The sequence below is a fragment of the Azoarcus sp. L1K30 genome (assembly GCF_018122735.1).
Lineage (GTDB): Bacteria > Pseudomonadota > Gammaproteobacteria > Burkholderiales > Rhodocyclaceae > Parazoarcus.
The window spans coordinates 1,578,081-1,596,889 of record NZ_JAGRRD010000001.1 but is presented as its reverse complement, the minus strand read 5'-3'; the positions used below and the strand labels follow the sequence as shown (position 1 = coordinate 1,596,889).

22 protein-coding genes are annotated in these 18,809 nt (G+C 63.9%); 6 read left to right on the top strand and 16 right to left on the bottom strand.

Annotation, left to right across the window (positions count from 1 at the left end; all coding sequences use genetic code 11):
• Positions 1 to 281: 281 nt before the first annotated feature.
• Both J5J83_RS07255 and J5J83_RS07250 read left to right on the top strand, forming a co-directional pair.
• Positions 282 to 641, top strand: coding sequence for a hypothetical protein (locus J5J83_RS07255; protein ID WP_212347177.1), 360 nt, complete (start codon positions 282 to 284; stop codon positions 639 to 641).
• Positions 642 to 1,005: 364 nt separating this feature from the next.
• Positions 1,006 to 1,269, top strand: a complete 264-nt coding sequence (locus tag J5J83_RS07250) for a hypothetical protein (protein ID WP_212347174.1) — start codon at positions 1,006 to 1,008, stop codon at positions 1,267 to 1,269.
• Between the two features lie 93 nt (positions 1,270 to 1,362).
• Here the strand turns inward: J5J83_RS07250 and J5J83_RS07245 are convergent, their stop codons facing one another.
• Positions 1,363 to 2,199, bottom strand: a complete 837-nt coding sequence (locus J5J83_RS07245) for a D-2-hydroxyacid dehydrogenase (RefSeq protein ID WP_212347171.1) — start codon at positions 2,197 to 2,199, stop codon at positions 1,363 to 1,365.
• 127 nt (positions 2,200 to 2,326) lie between these two features.
• Complete coding sequence (locus J5J83_RS07240) at positions 2,327 to 3,562, bottom strand: sodium:proton antiporter (protein WP_212347168.1); 1,236 nt, start codon at positions 3,560 to 3,562, stop codon at positions 2,327 to 2,329.
• 132 nt (positions 3,563 to 3,694) lie between these two features.
• On the opposite strand from J5J83_RS07240, the gene J5J83_RS07235 reads away from it, so the two are divergent.
• Together J5J83_RS07235 and J5J83_RS07230 are read left to right on the top strand one after the other, a co-directional pair.
• Positions 3,695 to 4,198: a hypothetical protein gene (locus J5J83_RS07235; RefSeq protein ID WP_212347165.1), complete on the top strand. Its 504-nt coding sequence runs from the start codon at positions 3,695 to 3,697 to the stop codon at positions 4,196 to 4,198.
• Positions 4,199 to 4,266: 68 nt separating this feature from the next.
• Positions 4,267 to 6,069, top strand: a complete 1,803-nt coding sequence (locus J5J83_RS07230; protein ID WP_212347162.1) for an ABC transporter transmembrane domain-containing protein — start codon at positions 4,267 to 4,269, stop codon at positions 6,067 to 6,069.
• 32 nt (positions 6,070 to 6,101) lie between these two features.
• On the opposite strand, the gene J5J83_RS07225 is transcribed toward J5J83_RS07230, so the two are convergent.
• The 9 genes from J5J83_RS07225 to nudC form a co-directional block, all read right to left on the bottom strand.
• Positions 6,102 to 6,929: a FoF1 ATP synthase subunit gamma gene (locus J5J83_RS07225; protein WP_212347159.1), complete on the bottom strand. Its 828-nt coding sequence runs from the start codon at positions 6,927 to 6,929 to the stop codon at positions 6,102 to 6,104.
• Positions 6,926 to 8,446 (bottom strand): F0F1 ATP synthase subunit alpha, encoded by a 1,521-nt coding sequence (locus J5J83_RS07220; protein WP_212347156.1) that lies wholly within the window; start codon positions 8,444 to 8,446, stop codon positions 6,926 to 6,928. Before J5J83_RS07220 ends, J5J83_RS07225 begins: the two co-directional genes overlap by 4 nt.
• Entirely contained in the window at positions 8,436 to 9,185 is a 750-nt protein-coding gene (locus J5J83_RS07215) for a F0F1 ATP synthase subunit delta (RefSeq protein ID WP_212347153.1), read from the bottom strand. Before J5J83_RS07215 ends, J5J83_RS07220 begins: the two co-directional genes overlap by 11 nt.
• A 12-nt stretch (positions 9,186 to 9,197) precedes the next feature.
• Positions 9,198 to 9,464 (bottom strand): F0F1 ATP synthase subunit C, encoded by a 267-nt coding sequence (locus tag J5J83_RS07210; RefSeq protein WP_212347150.1) that lies wholly within the window; start codon positions 9,462 to 9,464, stop codon positions 9,198 to 9,200.
• Positions 9,461 to 10,150 (bottom strand): F0F1 ATP synthase subunit A, encoded by a 690-nt coding sequence (locus tag J5J83_RS07205; RefSeq protein WP_212347147.1) that lies wholly within the window; start codon positions 10,148 to 10,150, stop codon positions 9,461 to 9,463. The genes J5J83_RS07210 and J5J83_RS07205 overlap by 4 nt, the downstream gene beginning before the upstream one ends.
• Complete coding sequence (locus tag J5J83_RS07200; protein WP_212347144.1) at positions 10,147 to 10,458, bottom strand: AtpZ/AtpI family protein; 312 nt, start codon at positions 10,456 to 10,458, stop codon at positions 10,147 to 10,149. Before J5J83_RS07200 ends, J5J83_RS07205 begins: the two co-directional genes overlap by 4 nt.
• Positions 10,455 to 10,850: a F0F1 ATP synthase subunit epsilon gene (locus J5J83_RS07195; protein WP_212347141.1), complete on the bottom strand. Its 396-nt coding sequence runs from the start codon at positions 10,848 to 10,850 to the stop codon at positions 10,455 to 10,457. The genes J5J83_RS07200 and J5J83_RS07195 overlap by 4 nt, the downstream gene beginning before the upstream one ends.
• A complete protein-coding gene (atpD, locus tag J5J83_RS07190; RefSeq protein WP_349251943.1) occupies positions 10,847 to 12,232 on the bottom strand; it encodes a F0F1 ATP synthase subunit beta in 1,386 nt (461 codons plus the stop codon). The genes J5J83_RS07195 and atpD overlap by 4 nt, the downstream gene beginning before the upstream one ends.
• Positions 12,233 to 12,390: 158 nt before the next feature.
• Positions 12,391 to 13,236, bottom strand: coding sequence for an NAD(+) diphosphatase (gene nudC / locus J5J83_RS07185; RefSeq protein ID WP_282959123.1), 846 nt, complete (start codon positions 13,234 to 13,236; stop codon positions 12,391 to 12,393).
• A 203-nt stretch (positions 13,237 to 13,439) separates the two neighbouring features.
• Here nudC and J5J83_RS07180 point away from each other — a divergent pair, with 203 nt between their 5' ends.
• On the top strand, positions 13,440 to 13,988 hold the full coding sequence (locus J5J83_RS07180) for a peroxiredoxin-like family protein (RefSeq protein WP_212347132.1): 549 nt from the start codon (positions 13,440 to 13,442) through the stop codon (positions 13,986 to 13,988).
• Between the two features lie 47 nt (positions 13,989 to 14,035).
• Here J5J83_RS07180 and J5J83_RS07175 read toward each other — a convergent pair whose 3' ends face one another.
• Entirely contained in the window at positions 14,036 to 15,364 is a 1,329-nt protein-coding gene (locus J5J83_RS07175) for a ferric reductase-like transmembrane domain-containing protein (RefSeq protein WP_212347129.1), read from the bottom strand.
• Between the two features lie 169 nt (positions 15,365 to 15,533).
• Between J5J83_RS07175 and J5J83_RS07170 the strand changes: the two genes are divergently transcribed.
• The gene (locus tag J5J83_RS07170; protein WP_212347126.1) at positions 15,534 to 16,556 is read left to right on the top strand and encodes a nucleoid-associated protein; all 1,023 of its coding nucleotides are present in this window, start codon (positions 15,534 to 15,536) and stop codon (positions 16,554 to 16,556) included.
• Between the two features lie 82 nt (positions 16,557 to 16,638).
• Here J5J83_RS07170 and J5J83_RS23120 read toward each other — a convergent pair whose 3' ends face one another.
• The 4 genes from J5J83_RS23120 to J5J83_RS07155 form a co-directional block, all read right to left on the bottom strand.
• Entirely contained in the window at positions 16,639 to 16,767 is a 129-nt protein-coding gene (locus tag J5J83_RS23120; RefSeq protein WP_282959122.1) for a hypothetical protein, read from the bottom strand.
• A 110-nt stretch (positions 16,768 to 16,877) separates the two neighbouring features.
• A complete protein-coding gene (locus J5J83_RS07165) occupies positions 16,878 to 17,609 on the bottom strand; it encodes a serine protease (protein WP_212347123.1) in 732 nt (243 codons plus the stop codon).
• A gap of 173 nt (positions 17,610 to 17,782) precedes the next feature.
• Positions 17,783 to 18,454, bottom strand: a complete 672-nt coding sequence (locus tag J5J83_RS07160; RefSeq protein WP_212347120.1) for a YXWGXW repeat-containing protein — start codon at positions 18,452 to 18,454, stop codon at positions 17,783 to 17,785.
• A gap of 66 nt (positions 18,455 to 18,520) precedes the next feature.
• Positions 18,521 to 18,809 (bottom strand): hypothetical protein (locus J5J83_RS07155; protein WP_212347117.1); only part of this gene is annotated, 289 nt, incomplete at its 5' end.

The window sequence follows — 18,809 nt, the reverse complement described above, 5'->3', positions numbered from 1 at the left end:
CAATTCAAAGAAACGTGTATGCTGATTGTAGTGAGCAGGCCGTTTGACTGCGGGTAAGCGGCGTATTTGGCTTGAAGAGTGTTGCAGGCATATTAAGGAAATATTGCATCCCGGATTCTTGCAGAAAGCGATAACCGGGTTGCCGGAACTGGGCGCTGGCGAGGTAATGCGCCAAAAAAGACTCTACTACGCTACGCGCCCCTTGCACATGTTATGTGCGCCAGAGAGTCGTGACGTTCCGGACAACTTTCATGTATTCATTTCGCCAATGGCTGACATCCGTGTCAGCCCTGTTTGCCGCCGTGGCGATCGGCCTGATTAACTGTCAATATCTTGGTGGCAGGACGCCGGAGTTGACGACGGCCTACCACGCAGTTGCACTGACCAATGGTCAAGTGTTCTTCGGCAGAGTGCAGGGGGCGGGAGATGAATATCTCGTTCTGCGTGAAGTGTTCTATATCCAGACGCGGCAGAACCCGGAGACGAAACAGGTGGTGAATATTCTGGTTGAGCGCGGCGGAGAGGCGCATGGCCCTGACCGCATGCTCCTGAACCGGCAGTACGTGATCCAGATGGAACCCGTCAAGGATGACTCGAATATCGGCAGGCTGATTGCCGAGCAGAACAATTCCGCAAACTGAGGGGGAGGTGGTCATTCGGCTGCGGAACTGGAGCCTGTTGCGGGACTGTAGAGGGCACCCGGGTTTTCCGTTCGTGGCTTCGGTCGATGGTGGGATGTGTCGGTCCTGAATCCATGAGGTGGCGTGCGGAGGCGTGGAGTGAGTCGCCGCGACGGCTCCTGTCGGCAATCCACTCCGAAGGTGTCCATTTGACGTTTGTGACAGCGTTTCACCTGCGCGGGGCAGCACTTGCGCTCCTGCAGCTGTTGGATTACAAGTCTTGATGACCGAGGGGGCTGGAGATCGCGTTCGAGGCCCTGGGCGGCGCGCCGTCGGGCAGCGTCGGGAATGGTATGTTGAATGCCTGCGTCAAAGGAGAATCCACATGATCGAGCATCCGTCCGGATCGAGTTCTTTGACCCTGATCGAGGCCGCGCGCGCAATGATCTCAGACACCATGTCGGAGCATGACGCGGAGGTGGCATTGGCGATGGCAATCCAGCGCGGTCAGTTGCACGCAAACATAAAACGGTGGGCAACCGAGCAGTGGGAGGGGCGACAGCTCCCCGGCAATATCAACCGCTTGGAAACCCTGATCGAACGCAGTGATTTCGATGCCTGGCTGAAGAGCAGGGGCGGGGCAGCCTGACGGCTTTGGGTTGGGCAAGCCTTTCGGCAGCGGGGCTACCTCCTGCGGCAACGGCACCCGCGTTCGGATCACTGCATGGCGCTTCCGTTCGACTCAGTAGGGGCGACGGAAATCCACTTCGCCGTTCAGCCGTTCGCCGGCATTGAATCTGCGCAGGTTTTCCTGGAACAGACCGCATATCAACGACGGAATCGTCGGGCCGGCGATATGCCCGGTGATGAGCAAACCGGGCGTGGTCCAGAATGGATGCTTGGGGGGAAGGGGTTCTTCGCGGAAGACATCGAGTACGGCACCGGCGAGTCGGCCCCGTTCGAGCGCGGCAATCAGCGCTTGATCGACGACGGCGCTGCCGCGGCCGACGTTTATGAAGATCGCTCCGGGATTGACGGCAGCGAAGAAGGCGGTGTTGAAAATGTCCGTGGTTGCGGGTGTCTCCGGCAGGACGCTGATGACGTAATCCGCGTCGGCGACCGCGATGCGGAGGTCGTTCAGCGCAATGACATTGTCAAAATTCGGGAGGGTTTTAGCCTGTGTCGCGACACCGGTCACCCGCACGCCGAACGGGCGCAGAAACCCCGCGACCGCCTGGCCGATGTCTCCGGCACCGACAATCACGACCTTGCTTCCGGCCAGAATGGCTGGGGGTTGCGGGTTCCAGCGCCGCTCGGCCTGATCCGTCGCACATCTGCGCAGTTGCTGCTTTTGCTCCAGAATACGGGCCAGAATGTACTCCGCAATCGGTTGCCCAAAGATGCCAACCGCCCGACTCAGGCGGTAGTCGGTGGTAAGGTGGTCCGACAGCAATGGTCTGATACCCGCCCACGTCGATTGAAGCCAGCGCGGCTTGAAGCCTTTGGCCAGCAGCGCGGCAGCCTTGTCGGGTGCACCGAACCAGATTTCGCATCTGCGTACCGCTTCGTCATCGCCCACATTTTCGACGAACTCGAGGTCCGGTACGGATGCTCGCAGCAAGCGCTTGATTTCATCTGCCTGTGAGTCGATGAGAAGAACCGGAGAACGCATTTCAGGACTCCTGGACGGGCGCTTGAGCGGTTGCTCAGGTGCGTACGGTGCGTCGCACGACCCGACCAATCGTCAGCCCCTGGGCGAGGATCGACCATACCACCACGCAGTAGGTGAGCGAGACCAGCGTTTCGCGCTCCGCTCCTGCCGGAAGCGACAGGGCGAGGGCGACCGAGATGCCGCCGCGCAGGCCGCCCCAGGTCAGGACCTGCGCCGCGCCTTTGGGTAGACCGAAGCGCGCGTGCAGCAGGGTGACCGGAAGGCCTACGGTGAGGGTGCGTGCGAGCAGGGTCACGACGATGGCGGCCACTGCCGCGGTGGCGATGCCGGTGTTGAATTGCAGCAGGATGACCTCGAGTCCGATCAGCACGAACAGCACCGCGTTGAGAATTTCGTCCAGCAGTTCCCAGAACAGATCGACGTGGTGCCGGGTGGTGTCGGACATCGCCAGGGCACGGCCGTGATTGCCGATCATCAGTCCGGCCACCACCATGGCCAGCGGACCGGAGACGTGCAGGCTGCTGGCAAGCGCATAGCCGCCCATGACGGCGGCCAGCGTGATCAGCACTTCGACCTGGTAGTTGTCGATGCTGCGCAGCAGGCGGAAGGTGATGTAGCCCAGCACGAGGCCGAAGACGAGGCCGCCGCCGGCCTCGTGCGCAAGCAGCTCGGCGCCGTGGGCGAGCGTCGGTGCCTCGCCGCTGGCCAGCGTGCCCAGCAACAGCGAAAAGAGCACCACACCGACCCCGTCGTTGAACAGCGATTCTCCGGAGATGACGAGTTCAAGATTCTTCGGTGCGCCGGCTGATTTGAGGATGCCCATCACCGCGATGGGGTCGGTCGGTGAGATGAGCGCGCCGAACAGCAGGCAGTAGATCAGCGGCAGCGGCAGGCCGACCCAGGGCAGCACCCACCACATCGCAAAGCCCACGATGAGGGTGGACAGCAGGGTGCCGACGATGGCCAGCGAACCGATCTGCCAGCGGTAGGTGCGCAACTCGCTCAGGTCCACATGCAGTGCGCCGGCGAACAGCAACAGCGACAGCATGCCCTGCATCAGCACATCGGAGAAATCGATCGAGCGCAGCAGCGACTCCTCGTAGGCGCGCAGCCCGTGCATGAAGCCGAAGGCGTCAAGTCCGACCAGCAGCAGGGAAAAGCCGAGTGCCGTGACCATGACCCCGATCGAGGTCGGCAGGCCGACAAAGCGGTGATTCAGGTAGGCGAGGAGTGCGGTGACGACCAGGCAACTTGCGGCGATATCCAGCATGCGTATTTCTTTGCATCAAAGACGCATAGTCTAGCGTGCCGGAAGGGGTTCCGTCGGCATCGGTACGATTGGCTGCGGAATTTTCCGTTACCGCTGGCTTTGTTTTGTAGCGGGCGGCAGTAAAATGGCGCCATGACAGAACATTCAAACGACGTACCCGACGGACTCGATGAGGTTGCGACGGTGAAGGAAGCGCGGCTGTGGTGCGACGACGGATGGACCGCTCGCGTGATCAAGAACGAGGATGACGAGGGCTGGGCGGTATCGATGACCCTCGATGGCGAGCCTGAGCCGGCGCTGGTGGGGCCGTGGACGATGGGACGCGACAAGAAGAACCCCAAGCCACTCGATGCAAATGCGTTCAATACGCTGGTGAAGACCGCGTCCGAGTTCAGGCGTCGTCACGAGCAGCAGCTGCATGCGATGTTTCACAAGACGGTCACGGTGAGTACGGATGATGGCCGGATTGACGTGACCCTCGATATCGAGCCCGATGAATACGACCCCTATGCGATGCTCGCCGCTTGCAATGCCAATGGCGAAGAACTGGCGCGGCTGAAGGTGTCAGCCGGGTTCAGGCTCACGACCGCCTCGGCGAACGCATGGGTGGCAAGCGGTTTTCGCCAGCCTGCCTGATCTGCAGTCACTTCCGCAGCTGACTTCGACTTTCCCTTTTTCTCGAACCAGGACGACGACCGCTGCGGATGACTCAGGACATTCTGGTATCGACCAAGCCCCAGGGGCGCCTGTCCGTGCTGGCAGGGTTGTGGCCTTTCCTCAAGCCATATCGCGCGCGAATTGCACTCGCCTTCGTGCTGCTGTGCGTGGCCTCGGGCACCATCCTGCTGGTGCCGCTGGCGTTTCGCGACCTGATCGATTTCGGGTTCGGCGCACAGGACAGGGAGGCCGCCGGTAGCGGGCTGCTCGGGGCGTTGAGCCTCAACGGTCACTTTCTGGCGCTGTTCGGGCTGGCCAGTATGTGGGCGCTGGCGGTGGCGATGCGCTACTACACTGTGTCCTGGGTGGGCGAGCGCGCCACGGCCGATCTGCGCAACGCGGTGTACGCGCGCGTTCTGGCGCAATCGCCGCAGTTCTTCGAGACCCTGCAGACGGGTGAGGTGCTGTCACGTCTGACCGGCGATACCACGCTGATCCAGACCGTGGTCGGCAGCTCGATTTCGATGGGACTGCGCAGCCTGTTCCAGTTCATCGGCGGCATGATCATGCTTGCCGTTACCAGCTTCTATCTGTTTTCCCTGAACCTGGTGCTGATGGTCTTGCTGGTGTTGCCGATCATGATCATCGGCCGCAAGGTGCGTCGCCTGTCGCGCGAGTCGCAGGACCGCATCGCCGACACCTCCGCGCTGGCCGGCGAGATTCTCAATGCCATGCCTACGGTGCAGGCCTGCACCCAGGAAGGGCAGGAGGCACGGCGCTATGCCGAGCGTACCGAAACCAGTTTCGTCACCGCCATCCGGCGCACGAGGGTGCGCGCGGCGCTGACGGTGCTGATCATTACCGCGGTGATGGGCACCATCATCTTCGTGCTGTGGATCGGCGCGCGGCAGGTGCACGATGGTGCGATGACCGGCGGGCAGCTCGCCTCGTTCGTGCTCTATGCCGCGCTGGTGGCAGGCGGGGTGGGGACGATGGCCGAGGTGTGGGGCGACGTGATGCGTGCGGCGGGCGCGACCGAGCGCTTGCTGGATCTGCTGCATGCGGAGTCGGCCATCCGCGAGCAGGCGGAGACACTGGCGCCCGTGGCTGCGGTGCAAGTCGGTATCCGCTTTGACCATGTCGTCTTCGCTTATCCAGGTCGTCCGCAGGTCCGTGCATTGGACGACATCTGTCTCGACATCCGGCCGGGCGAGCGGATCGCGCTCGTGGGGCCGTCCGGTGCGGGCAAGACCAGCCTGTTCCAGCTGTTGCTGCGCTACTACGATGTCACCGGCGGCCGCGTACTGATCAACGGACAGGACATCCGCCAGCTCAGCCTGCACGACCTGCGCAAGGATATCGCCATCGTGCCGCAGGATCCGGTGATCTTTTCGGCCAATGCGCTGGAGAACATCCGTTACGGACGCATGGACGCGACCGATGAGGAGGTCATTCAGGCGGCGCGGGCCGCTCTGGTCGACGAGTTCATCGGTCGCTTGCCGGATGGCTACCGGACCTTTCTCGGCGAGCGTGGCACACGCCTTTCGGGCGGGCAGCGTCAGCGCATCGCCATTGCGCGCGCCATCCTCAAGCATGCCCGGCTGCTGCTTCTGGACGAGGCGACCAGCGCGCTCGACGCCGAGTCGGAGATTCTCGTGCAGCGCGGTCTGAATGCGGCGATGGAGGGCCGTACCACGCTGATCATTGCGCACCGGCTGGCCACTGTGCAGAAAGTCGATCGCATCGTGGTGATGGATGGCGGGCGCATCGTCGAAACCGGCACGCCGGCTGATCTGCGCCGCCAGGGCGGACTCTATTCGCGGCTTGCGGCGCTTCAGCTCGATCTCTGACGCCGCTGCACGGCGACGACGGGTAGAGGGCGTCAGGCTTCGCGGCCGCCGAGGCTGGCCAGCAGGATGATCTCGATCTCTTCGGTGATCTCTTCCTGACGGGCGCGGTTGCTGCGCCGGCCGAGATCGTCCAGCTGCTCGTCGATACGGTGTCTGGCCTGCTCCATGTGCTCGAGCCGAAGCTGATTTTCGTGTAGCAGGGCGTCATACAGCGCGCCACTGAGTGCGGTCTCGAGAAACTGGTCGATGAGGGCGCGGTGGAAGGTTTGTGGCGGCAGATTGAGTTCCAGCGGATGGCTGCGTCGTCTGGCACCCGCCGTCGGCGTTGGCGCCGGTAGCAATTGCAGCTGTACCGGGCCGTGCTCGGTCAGGTAGAGCATGCTCAGCGACGGTGTGGCGTGCGTAGCGGCGCCCTGCAACAGCGGTGTAAGACGGGCGACGAGCGCGGCGAGTACGTTCTGTACCTCGTCGGCAAAGCCTGCGCCGGCGAGGGCCGCGGGCGCATCATCATCCGGCCACGCATCCGCGAGCCGGCTGCCCACCAGGACGATGCGCGCATCCCCGCGCCGGGGTTCGACTTCGGCGATCAGACGCTGGTTGAGGTCACCGCAGAAGCCGCGCTCGGAACCGACAACACACAGTACCGCGTGCTCGGTGGAGGCCGCCAGGTCGTGGCCAGGATAATCGGCAAGGAATTCGGCGAGGGTGGTTTCCACAATGCGGGTGGCGGCGCGCTGGGCATCGATAAAAGTGGCGATGCGACGGCTCTCGACAAGCGCCAGGTTCTTCATGGCAGAGAGCAGTTCGCCGATGTCGGCAAGGCTTTCGATGTGGCCCTGCAGTTCGCGGCGCTTGCTCATGGTGGCCCGTCGCGGTGTGTGGCGGCCGATGACGCATTTTCAGTGGAGTCGTTTTCAGTGGAGTCTGTCGCGGCCTCCTGTGTCAGCCATCCACGCACTGCGGCCAGCCATTCGCCGCGCGGCGTATCCAGGCTGAGCGCGCATTCGGCGGTGCCTGCACGCAGCCGTTTCAACGCAGCTTCGAGCGCGTCGCGGTCGAGGCCGTCGAGGAGGTTTTCATTGCAGGCGATCAGCCACGCGAGCTGATCGAGCGCACTGTGCGGATCGAGCCGGTCCTGGGCGAGGATGTCGCGCAGCAGCCGTCCGCGACGGATGCGTGCCTCCATCGAGGCTTCGAGCTTGGCGCCGAAGCGGGTGAAGACCTCCAGCTCGAGGAATTGCAGGTAATCCAGCTTCATGCGTCCGGCTTCACGCTTGATGGCCTCGTGCTGGGCCTTGCCGCCGATGCGTGACACCGAACGGGTTATGTCGATGGCGGGCAGCACACCACGTGCGAACAGGCTGGTGTCGAAGTGGATCTGTCCGTCGGTGATCGAGATCAGGTTGGTCGGGATGTAGGCGGCGATCTCGCCTTGCTCGGTTTCGGCAATCGGCAGTGCGGTCATGCTGCCGCCGCCGTTGGCGGCACTGAGCCGCGTCGAACGCTCCAGCAGTCGGGCGTGGAGGTAGAAGATATCGGCCGGATAGGCTTCGCGCCCCGGCGGCCGGCGCAACAGCAGCGACAGTTCGCGGTAGGCGCGGGCGTGGGTGGTGAGATCGTCGTATACGATCAGCACGTCATGGCCGGCGTTCATCCAGTCTTCGCCGATGGCGCAACCGGCAAAGGGGGCGAGGTAGCGGATGCCGGTGCTGGCAGTGGCTTCGGCCACCACCACGGTGGTGTAGCCCAAGGCACCGTGCGTCCGCAGGGTGTCGATGGTCTGCACCACCGAGGAGCGCTTCTGGCCGATCAGCACATACAGACAGCGTACATTCTGATTGCGCTGGCTGATGATGGCGTCAAGGGCGAGGGCGCTCTTGCCGGTGCCGTTGTCGCCGATCAGCAACTGGCGCTGGCCGCGGCCGATCGGAATCAGGGTGTCGACGATCTTGCTGCCGGTGTAGAGCGGGCGGTCGACGAAATCCCGTGCCACGATCGGCGGCGAGCCGCCTTCGACCGGACGGTGGCTGGTACATGTCGGTGCGGGGCCGCCATCGAGCGCAGCGCCCAGTGGATCGACGACCCGGCCGAGCAGGGCATCGCCGGTGGGCATGGTGAGAACGTCTCCCGACTGCCGCACTTCGCAGCCGGGCATCAGCGCCGCCGTGGTGCGCAGCAGGATGGCGCCGATGCGGTCCGGCGCAAGGTGAAAGACCAGCGCCTCGCTGCCGTCAGAGACGTGCACGATGCCGTCCATGCGTGCCGAAGGCAGCCCCTCGATCCACATGACGCCGTCGCCGACGGAACTGACGGTGCCGCGCTCGACCACGCGCAGCTGCGGAGAGTAGTCGAGCGCGAACGTCGGATCAGCACGCACGACGCGCTCCCGAGCGGAAGAACGCCAGTTCGTCCGCAAGGCTGGCGGCCAGCATCCAGGGGCCGACCCCGATGCGCACACCCGATTGCATGTCGGGGTCAATGGTCTGCGTCAGCGGCAGGGTACGACCGAGGGCCGAGTTCAGCGCCTGCAGCAGGCGGTCGAGGTCGGCGTCGGCGAGGGCGCGGGCGGTGGTGAGCTGAACACCTGTTTCCGCGACCGCAGCGGCCTCGCGCAGGGCGTCGAGCTGATCCGTTGGCAGTTTGGCGAGATCTTCGATCAGCATGTCCACCAGGCGGCTGTCCAGCGCGCTGCCTGCCAGTCGTCCGAGCAGACGGGTGACGAAACCCAGTGCAGCGGCGCGCGCGGCTTCCTCGGCCTTGCGGCCCGCATCTGCCGCCTGCTTGTCGGCCAGGGCCGCCTGGCGTTCGCGCTCGGCGCTCAGTTCGTCGTCGAGACGAGCGAGACGACGGACGCGCTCGGCGGCGACTTCGTCGGCGAGTCTGGCCAGCGCCGACGCCTGGGCGCTGTTCTGCTCGGTGAGCTTGCTTTCGTAGTCCTCGCGCAACTTTTCGGCCTTGGCTTCGGCTTCGCGGGCGTCGTTCAGTGCCTGCTCGATGCCCTCGCGACGGCGTGCGATGACCGCCAGCACGGGCTGGTAGAGGAAACGCTTGAGCAGCCACACCAGAACGAGAAAATTGACGATCTGGAGCAGGAAGGTGGTCCAGTCCAGTTGCATGGTTCGGGGTCCTTACTTGAGCAGGTATTCGAGCAACGGATTGCGGAACAGCACGATCAGCACCACGACCAGGACGTAGATCGCGAGCGACTCGATCATGGCCAGGCCGATGAAGAGCAGGCGCGAGATGGATTTCTCGGCCTCGGGCTGGCGGGCGATGGCATCGAGTGCCTGGCTGATGGCGCGGCCCATGGCCATCGCCGGAAAGAACACCCCCAGCGCGATGGCAAACAGCGCGCCGACGGTCGATAGGGTGGTGAAGAAGGTCATGTCGCTCATTGCGTGGCTCCTGCCTCGATACGTGTGGAACGGGATTGCCCCGACTGGATGCCGCCCGAGATATACACCAGTGCGAGCATGCCGAAGATATAGGCCTGCACCAGCGCCTCGACAATATGCAGTGCCAGCACCGGCACTGGGACCAGGAAGCCGGCTACCAGCAGCACCAGCAAGGCCGCGGTTTCGAGGCTCATGACGTTGCCGAACAGGCGCACGGCGAGTGCCACGGTGCGCGAAATCTCGCTGATGATGTGAAAGGGCAGCATGATCACGCTGGGCTGAATGTAGTGCTGCAGATAGGCCGCAACCCCTTCGCCGCGAATGCCGAACCAGTGCACCGAGGCGAACACCACGACGGCCAGCGCGGCGGTGGTGGACAGGTCGCCCGTGGGCGAGGTGGCCCCCGGCAGCACGCCCACCAGGTTGGCGATGGCGATGTAGATCCACAGGGTGCCGATGAAGGGCAGCAGGCGCCTGCCGTAGTTGGGCAGGGTGTCCTCGATGGTGTCGTGAATCGTACTGACGATGCCTTCGAGCATCGTCTGCAACGGCCCGGGGTCGAGTCGCAGGCGACGGGTTGCCAACGCACACAGCAGGGTCAGGCCCAGCATGACCGCCCAGGTGGTCACGACGGGGCGCGAGATGGCCAGCGGACCAAGGGTGAAGACGATCGCTTCGGCATTCATGGCCGGTCTTCCAGGTAGCGGTAGACATTGACCGCACCGACGACCACGCCGAGCAGGATGAGGCTGACCGTCCACCGCACTGAATAGCCGGCGGCCATGCTGTCCAGCCAGCGCCCAAGGTAGGCCCCACCCACCACCGGAAGCACGAAGAGACCCGCGATCGTGCCCATGAACACGGTGTAGCCCATCATGCTGCGGCGCTCGCGTTCGCCTTTCTCGATGCGGGCGACATCCTTGTCCACTGCATTGTCCAGTGCCTTGCGCCGGGTCTCCGCCGGGCTTTCCGCAGGTGGCTTTGGTGCGCTCATGGCTGATCCAGTTTCCACAGCCGGTGCGCCAGCGTTTTTTCGAGCTGGTCGAGGTTGTGTCGCAAGGCGCCGCGTTGTTCCTCCTCGCGTTCGAGTTCCGCATCGAGCTGGGCGCGCACGGTCGACAGTTCGTCGCCGACGACGAAGCTGCGGGTCGCGATCATCAGCACATTGTCGGCGAAACGCAGGGTGCCGCCGGGCAGCGCAAGGTAGCGCCAGGCGCCCGCCGCGGACCTGAAGCGTGCCAGCCCGGGATCGAGCACCGTAGCCATCGCCACATGGCCCGCCATCAGGCCGAACTGGCCGGATGCGTCGGTCCCGACGAAGCTGAGCACATTGTCTAAGCGCATCTGCCGCGTGGCGCTGGCCAGCTGTAGGGTGAACCCGCTCATGTGCGCGCCTCCTGCATGCTCCCCCGCATGTAGCAGTCCGCCTCGGGCACGGCGTCGTGGTCGCCGCGGATGAAGGCCTCGCAGTCATCCAGGGTGCGGGCCAGTGGCACCGACACGCCGGCAATGCCGGTGTGGGGGCTGACGACGTGAAAGGGCTGGGTCAGATAGCGCTGCAGGCGACGTGCGCGGCCAACGATGCGGCGATCCGCCTCCGCCAGCGATTCGACGCCGAGCATGGCGATGATGTCCTCCAGCTCGCGATACCGGGCCAGATGTTCGCGCACCGACTCGGCCACCCGGTAATGCCGCTCACCGAGAAAATGGCGATCCATCATCTTGCTGTTGGAATGCAGCGGATCGACTGCCGGGTAGATGCCCTTCGCCGCCTGCTTGCGCGACAGCACCACCATGGTGTCGAGGTGGCCGTAGATCGCATTTACGGCGGGGTCGGTCATGTCGTCCGCCGGCACATAGACGGCCTGGACCGAGGTGATGCTGCCCGCGGTGCTCGACGAGATGCGCTCTTCGAGATCGGCTACCTCGGACAGCAGCGTGGGCTGATAGCCGACGGTGGCGGGCATGCGCCCGAGCAGGCCGGAGATTTCGCTGCCGGCCTGAACGAAGCGGAACACGTTGTCGATCAGCAGCAGCACGTCCTTGCCCAGGGTGTCGCGCAGGTACTCGGCGTAGGTGAGCCCGGTGAGGCCGACACGGAAGCGCACCCCCGGCGATTCGTCCATCTGCCCGAATACCATCACCGTGCGCGGCATGACCCCGGCCTCGCGCATGTCGTGCCACAACTCGTGCCCTTCGCGGATGCGCTCGCCGATGCCGGCAAATACCGATACGCCGGCATGGAGCTGAATCACCGCGTTCATGAATTCGGTGATCAGTACCGTCTTGCCCACGCCCGCGCCGCCGAACAGTCCGGTCTTGCCGCCACGCACGAAAGGGCACAGCAGATCGATGACCTTGATCCCGGTCTCGAGTACGCTCTCGGCCGCGCGCGCTTCCGACAGCGGGCCTGGCGGGGCGACCAGCGGGCGGAAATCGAGCGCTTCGAAGGGTGCTTCGGCGTCGAGCGGATTGCCGAAAACGTCGAGCAGACGCCCCAGGCATTGGGGGCCGACCGGAATCTGCAAGGGGCTGCCGCTATCCATCACCGCCTGCCCGCGCGCCAGGCCCGCGGTGCGGTGGAGCGCAATGGTGCGTACATGGCGCTCGCCCAGTTCGCGAAACACCTCGAGCACGCAGCGTTCGCCGTTGGGCTGGGCATAGAGCGCGCGGTGCAGTGGTGGCGACTGTTCGCACACGATATCAACCACCGGGCCCTTGACGGCCTCGATGGTGCCGATTCTGCGATGTGCTGCTGCGGATGTCATGGAGTCGCCGGATGGTGTCGCCATTGGCATCATCCTACGCCGCTTTGGCTCGCGGTTGAACGCGGTATGCGGCGATTTCGGCAGAATTCTCCAATGCACCGATCAACATGCATGATGCGGAAAATCGTGACGTGGACGCACCCGTTCGAAGCGGGGGATTATGTGCGGGGGGTGCCCTTGCATGCCGCGTCGATCAATTGCCGTGCAATGCTCACCGGGTTCGGCAGCAGCGGCAGCGCGCTGCGTGGAAACCAGTCGGCTGCTTCGATCTCGGATGGGTCGGGCGTGATGTCGCCGCCAGCGTAATCGGCAAAGAAGGCGACCATCAGCGAGTTGGGGAAGGGCCACGACTGGCTTCGGAAGTAGCGCAGATTGTCGATCTCGATGCCGACCTCCTCGCGCACTTCGCGCGCAGCGCATTCCTCCAGCGTTTCGCCGGCCTCGACGAAACCGGCAAGTGCGCTGAAGACGCCTGGCGCAAAGTGCGGACTCCTCGCCAGCAGCAGGGCATCCCCGCGTGCGATGAGTACCATTACCGCGGGCGAGATCCTCGGGTAGGCCACCAGACCGCACTGGGGGCAGTACATCGCACGTTCGCCAGTCAGCATCTCCGTCGGTGTGCCGCAGCGACCGCAGTAGCGGTGGTTTTGCTGCCAGTCGAGCAACTGCGTGGCCCGCCCTGCCAGGGCGAAGGCTTCTGCCCCGGCAAGGCCGAACAGGGCTCGCACCGAGGTCAGCTCACCACTGACGCCGTGGGGGATGTCGCTCAGATCCGCAGCATGGCATGCGCACCCTTGCCATTCGCCAATCCTCAGTGCGTCCGGGGGCGCGCCAAATGTCGCTGCAGGGCCGTAGGGAAAAGCGGCTGCACCGTGCTCGTCAGTCGTGACCAGCACGCGACCGTCGTATCGCAGCAGCCAGAAAACAGCTTCGTTCATGTGGATGTCCGTGTCATGGTGCCGCTCGTTTGGCCGCCAAGGCGCGTGTGAGCCGTCTGTCGGCAAGCCCGTTCGGCATTCGTGCGCCTGGCTCGGCGTGTGTAAGGAAACGACGCAGTCGGCCGACAAAGCGCAGTCTCAGTCCGGATTGTACGGCACAATCCAGACGTTCAATGGTGCCCCAATGTCCGCAGGGAGATGCGCCGACGGAAGCTCCATCCCGGCGGGAAGGCACGGATGGACCCCCACGATCAAAAGAGGAGAACCCTATGTCGGTAAACAGCCTGATTCCGCGCCAGCCCGTACCTGCGCTCAATGTGCCGCTCATCGGCGGTGGCCGTTTCGTGCTCGGTGCCGAGCCCGGAGAACGTTTTGAACTGGTCGTGTTCTATCGTGGCCTGCATTGCCCGATTTGCGCCAAATACCTGATCGAACTCGAACGTCTTGCCCCGGAGTTCGCGCAACGGGGTGTGAAGGTCATTGCCGTGAGTGGCGATACCGAGGAGCGTGCCCGGCAGATGGCAGAGAAGGTCAAGGCCAGGGGGGTGCGTTTCGCGTATGGACTGAGTCTGCACAGCGCGCGCCAGTGGGGCTTGTACATCAGCAGCTCACGCGGCGCGACCTCGATTGGTGTCGAGGAGCCGGCGCTGTTCAGCGAGCCCGGCGTGTTCCTGGTGCGCCCCGATGGCACGCTGTTCTATGGGGCGGTGCAGACGATGCCTTTCGCGCGGCCACAGTTTCAGGATCTGCTGGGGGCGCTCGATTTCGCAATCGCCAACGATTATCCCGCGCGCGGTGAGTACGTCGGCGCCGTGTAAGCGGGGAGGTCTGGGCGCCGCCGGGACTTGCGTCCCGGCCGGTGTCGTCAGCGAAGATCGAACAGTTCCTGATGGAAGTCCTCGGCGGGCAGCCCGCGTGCGGCGAAGTCGCGGCGCAAGGCTTGGCCGAAGCGGGCGGGGCCGCAGAACCAGATATCGCCGGATTTCCAGTCGGGGACCTGGCGCCGAATCTGCTCGGCATCGAGTCGCCCCTCCTTGCCGGCGACCAGTACATGCAGACGGACCCGCGCCGCCTCGGCAATCTGCCTGACTTTGCCGATGAAGCGCGCGTCGGGCGTGCTGGTGCTGTAGAACAGATCGACGGCGGGCGTGTCGGGCTTGTCGGCCAATGCCTGCATGCGTGCGATGAACGGCGTGATGCCGATCCCGCCGGCAACCCAGATCTGCTGCGGCTTGTCGCTGTCGAATTCAAAACGACCATACGGTCCTTCGATCCGGGCGGCATCACCGACCTTCAAGCTCGCGGGGAGGCTGCGGGTGTAGTCGCCAAGACCTTTTATCAGGAAGGTGAGCCTGCCGTCGCCATGCCAGGCCGACGAGATGGTAAAGGGGTGGGGGCCTTCCGCCGCGTCGAAGGTGACGAAGGCGAATTGCCCGGCCCGATGTCCAGGCCACGGGCTGCGAAGCTTGACCGTCACCTTGAGCACGTGATTGTCGGGGTGATAGTCGAGGGCCTCGACCGTGCCGTCGATCCGGCGCTGCTGACCGATCCGCCGGGTGAGGGCACGCACGGCCGCGACGCTGCCGGCGGCCATGAGCATGACCATCAGCGGGCCGATGGGCTCGCCCCAGTAGCTGAATTTCATCAGCACCACCGCGTGCGCGACCAGCAGGAGATAGGCGATCGCCAGGATGCGGTGGGTCTTGAAGAAATAGCGATAGGGAAACCACTTCACCAGCGCCAGCACCATCAGCGCCAGCGCACCGTAAAATGCCCATTCACCGATGGATTCCGCGAGATGGCGCTGACTGTCGAAGAAGGCGAGAATGACATTCTGCTGTTCGACGGGCGGCTTGCGCGCCGGACGTTCCAGCCAGCCCCAGCCCACGGCCCATTTCGGCGCATTCGCGAACAGCCAGTGAATGATTGAGAATACCAGGCCGGTGATGCCCAGCCACTTGTGCAGGCGGTAGCCCTTGTCCAGGCCGCCGAGCAGGGGCTCAAGCCGGGCCGGACGCAGTGACAGGATCATTCCGACACTCATCGCACCGATGCCGATGATGCCGGTGTAATTCATCATCGACGCGCGCAAGGCGAAGAACTGGTAGGGCGCGCCGATGACGCCGTCAGCCATCAGCCACAGCAGGGTGAGCACGCCGATCAGCAGCAGATAGGCCAATTTGATGTTTTTCATGGTTCGACTCGCTTGAAGCGGATGTTTACGGGGCCTGCACCAGCAGACGAGATCATTATCCCTTTAGGCTACAGGGTGATTTGTACCAAAGCGTAGTGTGGTCCCGCGTGGAAGGCAGAGGGGCTGGCATGAGAGAATGCGCGCCCCCGAACTCTCCCGAGCCCCGAGCATGAGCGCGAATCCCCAAAGCCCGATCCAGCACACGGTCACCGACCTTGTCGTCCATCGCCTCGTCAAGGAGGCACAGGCCCCGGCAGCGGTCGAATTGCGCGCATCGGCCTGCACGCTCGACGACGCGGCGGTGCGCTTGGTGGAGCGTCTGTGCACGCATTACGCCGGGCGTTCGAGCAAGGTGTTCGGGCGGTTCGAGGATGACGAGGAAGGTTTTCCGATGTCGCGTCTGGTGCGCGAGTACGTTGTCGAGCGCAGTTCCGACTTCATCACCCTGTCGCAACGGATGATGGCGCAACTGCAGATCTGCGCCCATGACGAGGAGCTCGACGCCAGCGCCTTCGTCATCATTGCGCGCATCTCCGAAGGCGGTACGGACTGCCTGTGGGTGGCGCTGATCGGAGAGTGCATCGGCAGTGCGATCAATGGCACGCTCGACATCGCCGATTGCAGCTATCTCGACTTCTCGAGTCTTCGTGCCGCGGGGCGGATCGACCTTGCCGGCTGGCAGCGGGGCGATGAGCGCTACATCAGCTTTCTGAAGGGGCGTGGCGATGTGGCCGCCTGGTTCAAGCGCTTTCTGGGCTGCAGCGACGTGCTGGTGGCGCTCAAGGAGACCAAGAAGCTGGTGTTGGCGCTGAATCAGTTTGTCGAAACCGAACGTCTCGAGCCACCTGTGCGCGACGCGCTATTGCAGCGCGCGCACGGTTACCTCGACGAACTGGGCGAAAGTGGCGAACCGGTTGCGCTCGATGAAATCGCGCGCCAAGTGTGGCCCGAGCAAGCCGAGCGCCTGGACACGGCACTCAACGCCGAGGCGATCAAACTCAATAGCGGATTCGTGCCCGACCGCCGTGCCATTCGCCCACTGGTGCGTTTCAGCGCCAGTGGCGAACAATGGAAGCTGGAGTTCGACCGCAGCGGCCTGCAATCGGGCGCGATTCAATACGATCGCGCTTCCGATACGCTGGTGTTGTCAGGTTTGCCGGATTACCTCAAGCGGATGCTGCTCGAAGGCTGATGCTGCATCGGGATACGCCCGTGGAGTGGATGCCTGCGGGGCGACGATTGCTGCCGACGCTCACCGCTGTCGTGTGTTCGTGTCAGTGCGGCGGAAGCAGCGGCTTTACGTCGGACTGATGCTTCTTGGCCTGTTTCGCGGCCTTTTTCTCTTTCGGCGACAGTGCGGGTTCTTTTCGGGCTTCCTTGTTGCTGTGTTGTGACTTGCTCATGGTGACTCTCCTGGCCGGTGCCCGCAGATGCGGGCCCTGATCCAGTATAGGCTTTGCAGCGCCGGGAAACCGTGGGGCGAAAAATATGACCGGCCGGCGCAGCCGGCCACTCAGTCGGTCGTCAGCGTCATCAGGATGTCGGCGTACCAGGCGCAGTTCAACCCCAGTGCCTCATCCAGTTCGAGATCGCGACTGCCGACATCGAGGCGGGCGGAGTGAATGCCGAGCAACATCCAGGGCAGGGCTGCGTGCTCTGCGTCGGGGTCGGTGATGCGCATCACCACGGGTGCGCCACTGGTACCGCGGTGGGTGCGGGCGTCGGTGAGGAAGTAGCCCTTGCCCTGAAATCGCAGGCCGAAGGACGAGGCGATGATGGCTTGCCGCACGACCGGCATGTGGTTCAGCGTATCGTGAAAGCCGAGCGGGAACCCCACCACCAGCAGCGAGGTGCCGACTTCGACCTGATCGAAGTGTCCAAGCAGATGTCGCGGTGTGAAGGCGCGATAGATCGCCTTGGCGGGAAGCGCCTTGCGGTCGATCTCGAGAATCGCCACATCGATATCGCCCGCCGTATCGAGACCTTCGCGCCAGATGCTCTTGCCGTTTCGGTAAAGCGGCATCGAAAAGCCGGTCGACGCACTGAGGTTCTCGGCATCCATGTGCAGCTCGATCTCGATCCGGTTCGGTTGATGCTGGCTGGGAAGATCGAAGAAGACATGGCGGCTGGTCACCAGGAACAGGCGCTCGCCACGCTCGAAGTAGAAGCCGCTGGCGTTGGTCAGCTGCTGTTGATTGGAGAACGTGAAGATGCGTGCAGAGGTCAGGAGCAGCGGTTCGATCATTGCTTTGCCAAAGTGAGTGCGAAGCGACAGACGCGTGCCACGTATTCGGCAACGTGGTCCCGCCCTCGTCGCGCTTCGGGCCGGTCGAGCCCGTCGCGCGTGCACCATATTACCCCGAGTGCAGCGGCGACGGTCCGCCTTGCGGCGGGTGGCGGCGAATGCAATCCGGCTGCTCAGTTTGGCCGTGCGCCCTCGCGCTCCCGAATCCAGCGCCGGACGTCCGAGGGGTCCCGGCTGTCCGGTCCGTCCTGATCACGACGCTGGCGCCGCGCATTGGCTTCCTCGGTGGCGTTGCGACGCTGATCGCGAGCGTTGTTCTGTTCGAGTTCCTGCTGGCGGTTGCTTGGGCGAGCACGCTCCTCGATCAGACGCTTCTTGATCGCTGCGGTGCGTTCGGCTTCAGCGCGCTCGCGGGCCTGCTCTTCCGCCCGGCGCAGATTCCGCTGATCTTCGCGGTATTCGTTCCTGGTCCGGTCGCGGTTTCGGTCATCCTGCCACTCACGGCGCACACGGTCGTGTTCGCGCTCGATCATGCGGTCGCGCCGACGCCGCTCTTCGGCATAGCGTGACGGTGGTACCCAATAGCCCGGTACCCATACCTGACGCCGGTCCACCCAGTTCCACGTGCCGTCGATCCAGAGATAGTCCGAGGCGGGCGGATAGCCACGGTATTCCACTCGCGGTGGCGGCGAGACGATGATGGTCTCGGTGCCGTAGTACGGATCGTAGGCCGGCGTCGAGCGGTAATACGGGTCTGCCGGCGCAACCACGCAGGCGCTGAGGACCACGGTCATTCCGAGCGGCAGGCCAAGACGGGCAGCAATCCCAAGAATATGTGTGCTCATGGTCGACCAACTCCTTTGCGGCCTTCAAGCGGCGTTGACGCGTACTTGCTGCGTTCTGTCCATACATTAAGGCATCTGAAGCGGGACGGGTGTTACGCAAGGTAATGGCTTGTAGGGGTGGATGTCGGGAGCGGCTGCATCTGACGGATTACCGGTGCGGACGGGCGGATAGCGCATGGATGTCGAATGAATCATCACTGATGAAAATGTCATATAAAATGCCGTTATTCCTGACCTGACTTCATGACGATTGCGTCCTGACGCTTCGTCCACCCGCGCATGAAGCCCCAGACCGCTCGTCGTTTGGCTGTTGCCGCCGTCCTCTCCGTCTCGTTTCATTGGGCGCCCCCGCTGG